At 50.9% G+C, this 10,499-nt stretch carries 6 protein-coding genes; 4 read left to right on the top strand and 2 right to left on the bottom strand.

The annotated features are described in order from the left end of the window. The 4 genes from V6C93_RS09445 to V6C93_RS09430 all read left to right on the top strand — a co-directional run. The coding region (locus V6C93_RS09445) for a response regulator (RefSeq protein ID WP_349262660.1) at positions 1 to 4,479 on the top strand (4,479 nt) is incomplete at its 5' end. Between the two features lie 292 nt (positions 4,480 to 4,771). Continuing rightward, positions 4,772 to 5,623, top strand: a complete 852-nt coding sequence (locus V6C93_RS09440; RefSeq protein WP_333476403.1) for a protein-glutamate O-methyltransferase CheR — start codon at positions 4,772 to 4,774, stop codon at positions 5,621 to 5,623. Positions 5,624 to 5,842: 219 nt separating this feature from the next. After that, positions 5,843 to 6,433, top strand: a complete 591-nt coding sequence (locus V6C93_RS09435) for a chemotaxis protein CheB (RefSeq protein ID WP_333476402.1) — start codon at positions 5,843 to 5,845, stop codon at positions 6,431 to 6,433. 4 nt (positions 6,434 to 6,437) lie between these two features. Further along, positions 6,438 to 8,483 (top strand): hybrid sensor histidine kinase/response regulator, encoded by a 2,046-nt coding sequence (locus tag V6C93_RS09430; protein WP_333476401.1) that lies wholly within the window; start codon positions 6,438 to 6,440, stop codon positions 8,481 to 8,483. Here V6C93_RS09430 and V6C93_RS09425 read toward each other — a convergent pair. Continuing rightward, positions 8,430 to 9,146: a response regulator transcription factor gene (locus tag V6C93_RS09425; protein WP_333476400.1), complete on the bottom strand. Its 717-nt coding sequence runs from the start codon at positions 9,144 to 9,146 to the stop codon at positions 8,430 to 8,432. The two genes, V6C93_RS09430 and V6C93_RS09425, sit on opposite strands and share 54 nt — an antisense overlap. 11 nt (positions 9,147 to 9,157) lie before the next feature. Further along, on the bottom strand, positions 9,158 to 10,231 hold the full coding sequence (locus V6C93_RS09420; protein WP_333476399.1) for a HAMP domain-containing sensor histidine kinase: 1,074 nt from the start codon (positions 10,229 to 10,231) through the stop codon (positions 9,158 to 9,160). Between the last annotated feature and the right edge of the window lie 268 nt (positions 10,232 to 10,499).

The following is a 10,499-nucleotide window of genomic DNA, read 5'->3' as shown; positions in this document are numbered from 1 at the left end:
ATTGCAGAAGTGGCAACCGCGATCGCAAATGGTGACCTCTCTAAGAAAATCACAGTTCAGGTCAAGGGCGAGATTTTAGAGCTGAAGAACACCATCAACATCATGGTAGACCAGCTTAGTTCCTTTGCTTCAGAGGTGACGCGGGTTGCCCGTGAGGTGGGGAGTGAAGGCAAACTGGGTGTGCAAGCGGATGTCCGGGGGGTAGCCGGTACCTGGAAAGACTTGACAGATTCGGTGAACTTCATGGCAGGTTCTCTGACTTCCCAAGTGCGAAACATCGCCGCTGTAACGACGGCGGTGGCAAATGGCGACCTCTCCAAGAAGATTACGGTTGATGTCAAGGGTGAAATTTTGGAGTTGAAGAATACCGTCAACGTCATGGTAGACCAACTCAACTCCTTTGCCTCGGAGGTAACCAGGGTAGCGCGAGAGGTGGGTACGGAAGGAAAACTGGGTGTCCAAGCAGAAGTGAAAGGGGTGGCCGGTACCTGGAAGGATTTAACCGATTCGGTGAACTTCATGGCGGGAAGCCTTACCGCCCAGGTGCGGAATATTGCCGAAGTCACGACGGCGGTGGCAAATGGCGACCTCTCCAAGAAAATTACGGTTGATGTGAAAGGTGAAATTTTGGAGTTGAAAAATACCATCAACACGATGGTAGACCAGCTCAACTCCTTTGCTTCGGAGGTAACACGGGTTGCCCGTGAGGTGGGTACGGAAGGAAAACTGGGCGTCCAAGCTTACGTAAGAGGTGTAGGCGGTACCTGGAAGGATTTGACGGATAACGTCAACTTGATGGCGGGTAACCTAACGGCACAGGTGCGGAATATCGCGGAAGTGACGAAGGCGGTGGCGAACGGTGACCTCTCCAAGAAGATTACCGTGGATGTGAAGGGTGAGATTTTAGACCTGAAGAATACCATCAACACGATGGTGGATCAGCTTTCCTCCTTTGCCTCGGAGGTAACCAGGGTGGCGCGAGAGGTGGGTACGGAAGGGAAACTGGGGGGGCAAGCCCATGTTACGGGAGTTGCGGGAACCTGGAAAGACCTTACCGACAGTGTGAACTCGATGGCGGGTAACCTCACGGCGCAAGTGCGAGGCATTGCCAAAATCGTCACGGCGGTAGCGAATGGGGACTTGAAGCGGAAGTTGATGCTGGATGCGAAGGGTGAGATTGAAACCTTAGCGGATACGATCAACGAGATGATCGATACCCTAGCCACCTTTGCCGACCAAGTTACCACCGTAGCGCGGGAAGTGGGAATTGAAGGGAAACTGGGGGGTCAAGCCAAGGTGCCGGGGGCGGCGGGAACCTGGAGAGATTTGACGGATAATGTGAACGAACTGGCGGCAACGCTGACCACTCAGTTACGTGCGATCGCAGAAGTAGCCATTGCGGTAACCAAGGGTGATTTGACGCGATCAATTGCCGTTGAAGCGCAGGGTGAAGTCGCCATCCTGAAAGACAACATCAACCAGATGATTGCCAACCTGCGAGAGACGACGCAGAAGAACACCGAGCAAGACTGGTTGAAGACCAACCTCGCCAAATTTACCCGGATGCTGCAAGGGCAACGGGATTTGGAAACCGTTTCCAAACTCATCTTGTCCGAACTCACTCCCTTGGTAGGGGCACAGCACGGTGTGTTCTACATTATGGACGGGGTGGAAAATCAGCCCATGCTGAAGCTATTGAGCAGCTACGCCTACCGCGAACGCAAGCATCTAGCGAACCGCTTCCAGATGGGAGAAGGCTTAGTGGGGCAATGCGCCTTGGAAAAGGAACGCATCTTACTCACCGAACTTCCGGACGACTACATCAAAATCAGCTCTGGCTTGGGAGAATCCGCGCCGCGCAATGCGGTGGTTTTACCCGTGCTGTTTGAGGGGATGGTGACGGCAGTGATTGAACTGGCCTCGTTTAGGCGCTTTAATGAGATTCACCTAACGTTCTTCGATCAACTCACCGAAAGTATTGCGATCGTATTAAACACGATCGCCGCGAGTATGCGTACTGAGGAGTTGCTCAAGCAGTCCCAATCCCTGACCGAAGAACTGCAAGCTCAGCAAAAAGAACTCACCCAAACCAACAAACGCCTCGAACAACAAGCCCAATCTCTCAAAGCTTCTGAGGAACTCCTCAAGAGCCAGCAGGAAGAGTTACAACAAACCAACGAAGAACTCGAAGAGCGATCAGAGTTGTTAGCCCTGCAAAACCAGGAGGTTGAACGCAAAAATCGGGAAATTGAACAGGCACGGCAGGCGATCGAGGAAAAGGCGGAACAACTGGCACTCACCTCGAAGTACAAGTCGGAATTCCTTGCGAATATGTCCCACGAGTTGCGGACACCCTTGAATAGCTTGTTAATCCTGGCAAGGTTGCTCTCGGATAACACCGATCGCAATTTAACAGACAAGCAAGTGGAATATGCCCGAACCATTCACTCGGCGGGTACCGACCTACTCACTCTGATTAATGACATTCTGGATTTAGCCAAGATTGAATCGGGAACGATGGGCGTTGAGATCGACCAGATGCGCTTTACCGATCTGGCCAATCAAATGGAACGCACCTTCCGCCAAGTGGCTCAAGATAAGAGACTCGATTTCATGATGGAATTCGACGCCAATCTCCCACGAGCCATCTATACAGACTCGAAGCGCTTACAACAAGTGTTAAAGAATCTCCTGGCCAACGCGTTTAAGTTCACCGAGCAAGGGCGGGTTAACTTGCGGGTTGCGGTAGCCACTCATGGGTGGAGCCTGACTCAGGACGTATTAAATCATGCCACTACAGTGGTGGCTTTCGCGGTGAGCGATACGGGCATCGGCATTGCCCTGGAAAAGCAAAAGGTGATTTTTGAGGCGTTTCAGCAAGCCGATGGCTCCACCAGCCGCAAGTACGGGGGCACGGGTTTGGGCTTGTCCATTAGTCGCGAAATCGCTCGACTGCTGGGCGGAGAGATTACCCTGGTTAGTCATCCCAGTCAAGGAAGTACGTTCACACTTTACCTCCCTGATTCCTACCAAGGAGGAACCGATGGGACGATGGCGCGGGAACACTTTGGGGTAGAAGGAGACGGACGGAACCTATTGCCGCAGATAGGGGGACAAGGGCAACTCTCCAAACCTATTTTTGAAAATACGCCCCCGTCTCTGGCTCCTCAAGCTCCAGTTCCCCCACTCTCCTCACCGTCTCTCTTCCCTGGAACTTCCCCCGCCCTCTCCTATCTTTCAACATCGCTACCGCCACGAGACCCGATCGCATCTGTCGCCGATGACCGGGAGAATATCCAACCCAGCGATCGCGTGCTGTTGATTATCGAAGATGACCTCAAATTTGCGCGTATCCTTTTAGATATGGCACGGGAGCAGGGGTTTAAGGTGCTGGTTGCCGCACGTAGCGATATTGGTCTGGCGATGGCACGGGAATATCAGCCGGATGCCATCACCCTGGATATCCAGTTACCTGGAATGGATGGTTGGATGGTGCTCGATCGCTTAAAACACGACCCGAATACGCGTCATATTCCGGTGCATATCCTTACCGTTGAGGATGGGCGACAACGTGGTCTACAACTGGGAGCGATCGCTTACTTACAAAAGCCGATCAACCCCGATAGCTTGCTCGACGCCATCTCTAGCATGAAGCGCTTTGTAGAGCGTCAGGTGAAAAACCTACTCGTGGTGGAAGATGATGAGACTCAACGCCGAAGCATTGTGGATTTGATTGGCAACAGCGATGTGTGTACCACGGCGGTAGGCACGGGTGCCGAGGCGATAGAGTCTCTGAAGGCCGGTCAGTTCGATTGCATTGTTCTCGATTTGGGTCTGCCGGATATGACCGGGTTGCAACTGATTGAGCAGATTAAGCAAGATGTAAATCTCTCGAAACTGCCGATTATTGTTTATACCGGGAAAGAACTCACGCGAACCGAAGAAGCGGAACTCAACCGCATGGCTGAGACGATCATTATTAAAGACGTGCGATCGCCAGAGCGTCTTTTGGATGAAACCGCCCTGTTCTTGCACCGAGTTCAGCGTCACTTGCCTCCAACTAAGCAGCAGATGCTGGAAAAACTCTATGAATCCGACCCTGTCCTCGCGGGCAAGAAAGTCCTGATTGTAGACGACGATATACGCAACATCTTTGCCCTGACCAGTATGTTGGAGCGTCATCATATGGATGTCCTGCGTGCTGAAAACGGTCGGGATGGCCTAGCCGTCTTACAAAACACCCCCGGTATTCATGTCATTCTTATGGATGTGATGATGCCAGAGATGGACGGGTATGAAACAACCCGTGCTATCCGAAACATCCCGGACTATGCCTCCTTACCGATCATTGCCCTCACCGCCAAAGCCATGAAAGGCGATCGCGAAAAGTGCATTGAAGCCGGAGCCTCGGACTATATCACCAAACCTGTTGATTCTGAGCAATTACTCTCTCTTTTGCGGGTCTGGCTCTATCGCTAGGTACTTTTGCTCTAGGGGGGAGGTTGGTAGGTTAAGGAAGGGTTGAAGGTTGGCAAGTTGAAGGTTGAAAGTTAAGGAAGGGTTGAAGGTTGATAGATTTAGGAAAGGTTAAAGGTTGGCAAGGTGATAGGTATGGCAAAAGGCAGAGGGCAGAGGGCAGAAGTATTATTAGTAGGTACATAGTCATTTCCGCTCTTTCAACCTCGAGCCTTGAACCTTCAACCTCGAACCTCAAACCTTCAACCTCCACAATCTTCAACCCTTCCCAGGTATCCTGTGTTGCCAGAACCGAATGCCTCTTCCCTATTACAATCCCGTCCAAAAAAAGGATGAACTCGAAGCGATCGAAATTGAACTGCTTTTAGAAGCGCTGTTTCGCTATTACGGATTCGACTTTCGGGATTATGCCCTCGCCTCCCTCAAGCGCCGCATCTGGAATGCTGTCCGGGCAGAGCAGTTGAGCAGTATATCGGGGCTACAAGAGAAGGTGCTTCATGACCCGGCCTGTTTGGATCGCTTTCTTCTCGGTCTCTCGGTTAATGTCACTTCCATGTTCCGCGACCCCAGCTTTTATCGGGCTTTCCGTGCGCAAGTGGTGCCGCTTTTGCGCACTTACCCGTTTATTCGCATCTGGCACGCCGGATGCTCAACGGGGGAGGAGGTTTACTCTATGGCAATTCTTTTGGAAGAAGAGGGATTATACCAGCGTTGCCGACTTTATGCAACTGATATGAATGAGATGGTTTTGAAACAAGCCAAGGCTGGTGTATTTTCGATGAAATCTATGCAGGAGTATACTAACAACTATCTCCAAGCTGGAGGTAAGCAGTCCTTCTCCGAGTACTACACCGCCGCCTATGAAAACGCTATCTTTCGCTCCTCGATCCGAGAGAATATCGTTTTTTCTCAACATAATCTAGCGATAGATGGATCTTTTAATGAGTTTAATGTCATATTGTGTCGGAACGTCCTTATATATTTCAATCAATCTCTCCAAGAACGAGTTCACAAGTTGCTATATGAAAGCCTTGGTCGGTTTGGTGTCCTAGGTCTAGGACGCCAAGAGTCGCTTAAGTTCACCCCACACGAAGAACAGTATGAGGCGTTGGATAAGCGTGACAAGCTCTACCGTAAGATTGGGTAAGAATTCGGGATTGGGATGAAGGATGAAAATTAGGTTAACGGGTAGGATGAACGCCAAAAAAAGGTTTCACCAGCTTTTCGGAATCTTCGGGAAACGAGAGGCTAGCGTGGCCTTATCCTGTTTCATCGTTCATCCTTTCTCCGTTATCCTTTCATTCGTCCCTAGTCCTGTCGAGGTGGAAGGGGGGCAATCTTTTGCATGAGGGATTGTCCATACAAGATGATGGTTATAGGTACATCATTGGGAGGGCTACATGCTCTCCAAATTTTACTACCGGGTCTACCCAAAGGCTTTCCCCTACCCGTGGCGATCGCTCAACATCGTCACAAAGACTCTGACGATAGCTTATGTGTTTTCTTGCAGCAATATTGCGCTTTGCCTGTCAGCGAGGCTGAAGATAAAGAACCGATCATGCCAGGGCGGGTCTATTTAGCTCCCGCTGACTATCACCTACTCTTAGAAGGAGGCCACTTGGCTCTCTCTACTGAAGCTCCAGTTTGCCATGCGCGACCCTCAATTGATGTATTGTTTGAATCCGCCGCTGATGCCTACGCCCAGAGAGCGATAGGAGTCATTTTAACGGGAGCGAGTCATGATGGAAGTCAGGGTATCCTGAGTCTCCAATCTCGAGGCGGTTTGGCGATTGTGCAGGAGCCAACGACAGCCGAAAGCCCAACCATGCCCAAAGCCGCGATCGCGGCTTTACAGCAGCAGCGCCTCCCAAATACTCTTTATGCCTCATATTGGATTTTGCCGCTCCCTGATATTGCTCCTTTTATCGTCAATCTTTGCCACTGGGCGCTGAGGTAGAACTATGCCGTTTGAACCCCAAGTTAACGTCCTGCTCGTAGATGACCACCCAGAAAACCTGATGGCCTTGGAAGGAATATTAGGGGGTCTCGGTCAGCGTCTGGTCAGAGCCCATTCGGGCGAAGAAGCCTTAAGATGTCTCCTGAACCAGGATTTCGCTGTGATTCTGCTGGATGTGCAGATGCCAGGGATGGATGGGTTTGAAACCGCCACATTAATCCGAAACCGACCGCGATCGCAACACACACCCATTATTTTCCTAACCGCCTACAGCACCAGTGATAAGCAGATGTTTCAAGGCTATGCCCTGGGCGCAGTGGACTACCTGTTCAAACCCATTGAGCCGGACATCTTATTCTCCAAGGTGGCAGTCTTTGTTGACCTGTTCAAAAAGACAGAAGAGGTGAAGCGCCAAGCGGCAGAACTGGCAGTGGTCAACGCCGAACTTCGAGAAAGTGAAGAGCGATTTCGTTCATTGAGTGCGTCCTCCCCCGTGGGTATTTTCCTCACGGATGTGGAAGGTCGTTGTACCTACACCAACCCCCGCTTCCAAACTATCTGTGGTCTCTTGTTGCAGGAAAGTTTAGGAGAGGGTTGGTTGCAGTCGGTGCATCCGGAAGACCGCGCCCAAATCAAGGCAGATTGGCTGGATTGGACACTCGCTAACCGGGAATACTCCAACGAGTTTCGTGTTCAAACCCCAGACGGAATCCTGCGCCAGGTGCATGTGCGCACCTCTCCCATGCTCTCAGCAAAAGGTGAGTTGCTCGGTCATGTCGGCACCCTGGAAGATATCACCGCTCGCAAGCAAGCAGAAGAATCACGCACTCAGGTTATTCGTGAACAAGCGGCACGAATCGAGGCAGAAGCCGCGAACCGGATGAAAGATGAGTTTCTGGCAACCCTGTCCCACGAACTCCGCACACCCCTGAACTCTGTACTCGGTTGGGCGCGATTGCTCCGCACCCGCTCCTTTGATGAAGCCACGATCGCTCGTGCACTGGAAACCATCGAACGCAATGCCCAGTCTCAGGCGCAAATGATTGAGGATATCTTGGATGTCTCCCGGATTATTCGAGGCAAACTGCAACTCAATCTCCGTCCGATTAGTGTGATTCCTGTACTTGAGGCGGCGATCGAGGTTGTGCGTCCGGCAGCGGAGGCCAAATCACTGCAATTGGAATCCTTTCTTGATCGCACGGTGGAACGCGTACTGGGTGACCCAGATCGGTTGCAGCAAATTGTCTGGAATCTCCTAACCAATGCAATTAAGTTCACCCCCGAAGGGGGAAAGATTGAGGTGCACTTATTAAAGGCTGCCTCCCGCGCTCAAATCCAGGTAAGGGATACAGGCATCGGCATCCAGAGGGAATTTATCCCCTATGTGTTTGATCGCTTCCGACAGGCAGATAGCACAACCACCCGCCAACACGGTGGCTTGGGACTTGGATTAGCCATTGTCCGCCACTTGGTGGAACTGCATCATGGAAGCATTCATGCAGAGAGTGAGGGAGAAGGGAAGGGCTCGATATTTACGGTAGAACTGATGCTTCCGAGCGTTCCTCCACCCAAACCGAACGGTCTAAAACAGCGAATCGTCATGGGAGAGAGGGAACTCTCGCTCTCGGAAATCTCGGTTGAAAGCTCGAACATGCTCTCCGGTTTGCGAGTCATGCTCGTCGATGATGAGCCGGACGTGCGGGAACTGCTCACAACCGTGATTGAGGGGGCGGGAGCTAACGTGATTGCTGTTGGCTCGGCTCAGGAAGCGATCAAAGTCCTAGAACAGTCGCAGCCTGATGTTTTAGTCAGTGATATTGCCATGCCCCAGGAGGACGGTTATACCCTGATTCGCAAGGTTAGACACCGCGAGAGACAGCGAGGAGGGTGTCTTCCGGCTGTCGCCTTAACGGCTTACGTCAGGGAGGAGGATTCTCAACAGGCGATTAAATCTGGCTTCCAAATCCACATGTCTAAACCCGTTGATACCAATCAGTTAGTCATGGCGGTTGCCAACCTCGCTGGACGAGTGTTGACTCAAGAAATATGAGGTAGAAAGTAGACCTCTTTGAAGCGCTAGCACGGCGGCTTGAGTGCGATCGCGTACCTCCAGCTTTTGTAAGATGGCATGGACATGAACCCGTACTGTGCCTGGAGCAATATGCAGAAGTTCGGCAATTTCTTGATTGGACTTCCCTGCGGCAATCTGCGCCAAAATTTCTTGCTCTCGCTGTGTCAGCGGATTTTGTACCGCCTCCGTTAGGTTTGCCTGTATCGATAGATTGCCTGTCATCGCGGCACGAATTTCTGCTGTGACGGTTTGGTCCCACCACGATGCCCCTGCCGCTACCGATCGCAGCGCTAAAATTAAAACTCCTGCTTCAATTCCTTTGAGGCAATAGCCAGAAGCACCTGCGGCAATCAATCGCTCAATCAGTTGCTTTTGGGAATGGGATGTCAAAACCAAGACTGGCATTTCTGGATGTTGCTCTCTAATTTGGCGGCACGCCTCCACACCCCCAATCCCTGGCAATCCCACATCCAACAGTACGACATCCGGTAGATGTTGATTCGTCAACTCCACAGCCGTTTCCCCATCGACTGCCTCAGCCACTACTTCTAACCCAGGTTCTTTAGACAGCCGCACTGAGAGTCCCAGGCGGAACAGTTCATCATCTTCTACTAATAAAATCCGCAGTGGTGCTGGTTTCATCTTAGGGGGATTTAGAGAGGTGAAACCGACAATGCAGGGAGTTTGAACCCAAATAAAGCGCCCTGAGGTATCCGGTTCTCTGCCCAAATTGTACCGCCGTGAGCCTCAACAATCTGACGAGACAAATATAGTCCCAGTCCTGAACCTTTAGCTTGGCGATCGCTCTGACCTTGATAAAATCGCTCAAATAAGTAGGGAAGCTCATCTCCAGTGATTCCCGGCCCATTATCCAGGACTTTTACGACATGGTAACCCGGTTCTGAGGCTAACACTACGTCCACTTTACCGCCGCGTGGGGAATGGTTGATGCCATTGATGAGTAAATTGCTAAAAACTCGCTGTAACTGTAAGGCATCTCCATTCACCCACATAGAGCGACGAAATTCTGAGTTGGTATAGCCAACAGCAAGATACACCCGACGTGTTGTGGCTAAATGTACCAGCGTTGCGATCGCTTCCTCTGCCACAGCCACTAGGTTCACGGGTTCCAAGTCAAGTCTCAGTCCTTCTGTATCATTGCGATAGACATCCAGCAACGTCTCTACGAGTTGCAATGAAGATTGGTGAGAACGAGTCATCATTGCCAACACCTCTTGTTGCTGTTCGGTCACTTCACCAAAGTACCCTTGTTGCAGGGAATTCAGCGTCTCGATCGCTCCTAGCAACGGCGTTTTGAGGTCATGGGTGAGGGTGGACGCAAAGTTGTCTCTTAGGCTAGCTAGCTGTTGCTGAGCGTGTAGCTGAGCCTTTTGTGCGGCGATCGCTTCTTCATAGCGACGGGCGCGATCGCTCAACCAACCCGTCACTATCAACGATAGTACCGCGATCAACCGATCCGCCACTGTTGCTGCATCAACACCTTGTGTATCAGGAAGCACCAGATTTAAAAGGGTCAGCACGCAAGCTGCCACCGTCACTTGCAGCGTTGCAGAGCGATTTAGGCGAGGGTTAGCTAGCAAAATCGGCCCCGTGTACAGATAGCCGAACACATATTCTGGGGGCGTGTTATATTCCAGCAGCATTACCACGGCGAATAGGCCTGCAATTAAAAAGCAGGTTCTACGCGACGGGTTACTAGTTAGCATCAGCCTATTAATCTTACATCACCTCATTTCAAGTCCTAGTAAATTTTTCACTGACCTTCTCCACTATTAATTGTTATCAATCGATATAACACAGGGATTTATAACCTATCTATATCTAGAAATATAACTGAACTAAACGCTAAATAGACAATTCATTGTATTGGCTACCAACAGGCTACTGACTAAGATTATTAGTGTGATTGATAAGCCATAGAAAATTTAGATTTAGTAGAGGGACAGATTGACAACATTGATTTACTAATCGCTA

The sequence above is a fragment of the Allocoleopsis sp. genome, from assembly GCF_036703385.1.
GTDB lineage: Bacteria > Cyanobacteriota > Cyanobacteriia > Cyanobacteriales > Coleofasciculaceae > Allocoleopsis.
This window is presented reverse-complemented; position numbering and strand designations above follow the sequence as displayed.

Bases quoted from the DNA above. Each gene is read 5' to 3' on its own strand.
- V6C93_RS09440 (WP_333476403.1), top strand. From the start codon at position 4,772: ATGCCTCTTCCCTATTACAATCCCGTCCAAAAAAAGGATGAACTCGAA.
- V6C93_RS09435 (WP_333476402.1), top strand. From the start codon at position 5,843: ATGATGGTTATAGGTACATCATTGGGAGGGCTACATGCTCTCCAAATT.
- V6C93_RS09430 (WP_333476401.1), top strand. From the start codon at position 6,438: ATGCCGTTTGAACCCCAAGTTAACGTCCTGCTCGTAGATGACCACCCA.
- V6C93_RS09425 (WP_333476400.1), bottom strand. From the start codon at position 9,146: ATGAAACCAGCACCACTGCGGATTTTATTAGTAGAAGATGATGAACTG.
- V6C93_RS09420 (WP_333476399.1), bottom strand. From the start codon at position 10,231: ATGCTAACTAGTAACCCGTCGCGTAGAACCTGCTTTTTAATTGCAGGC.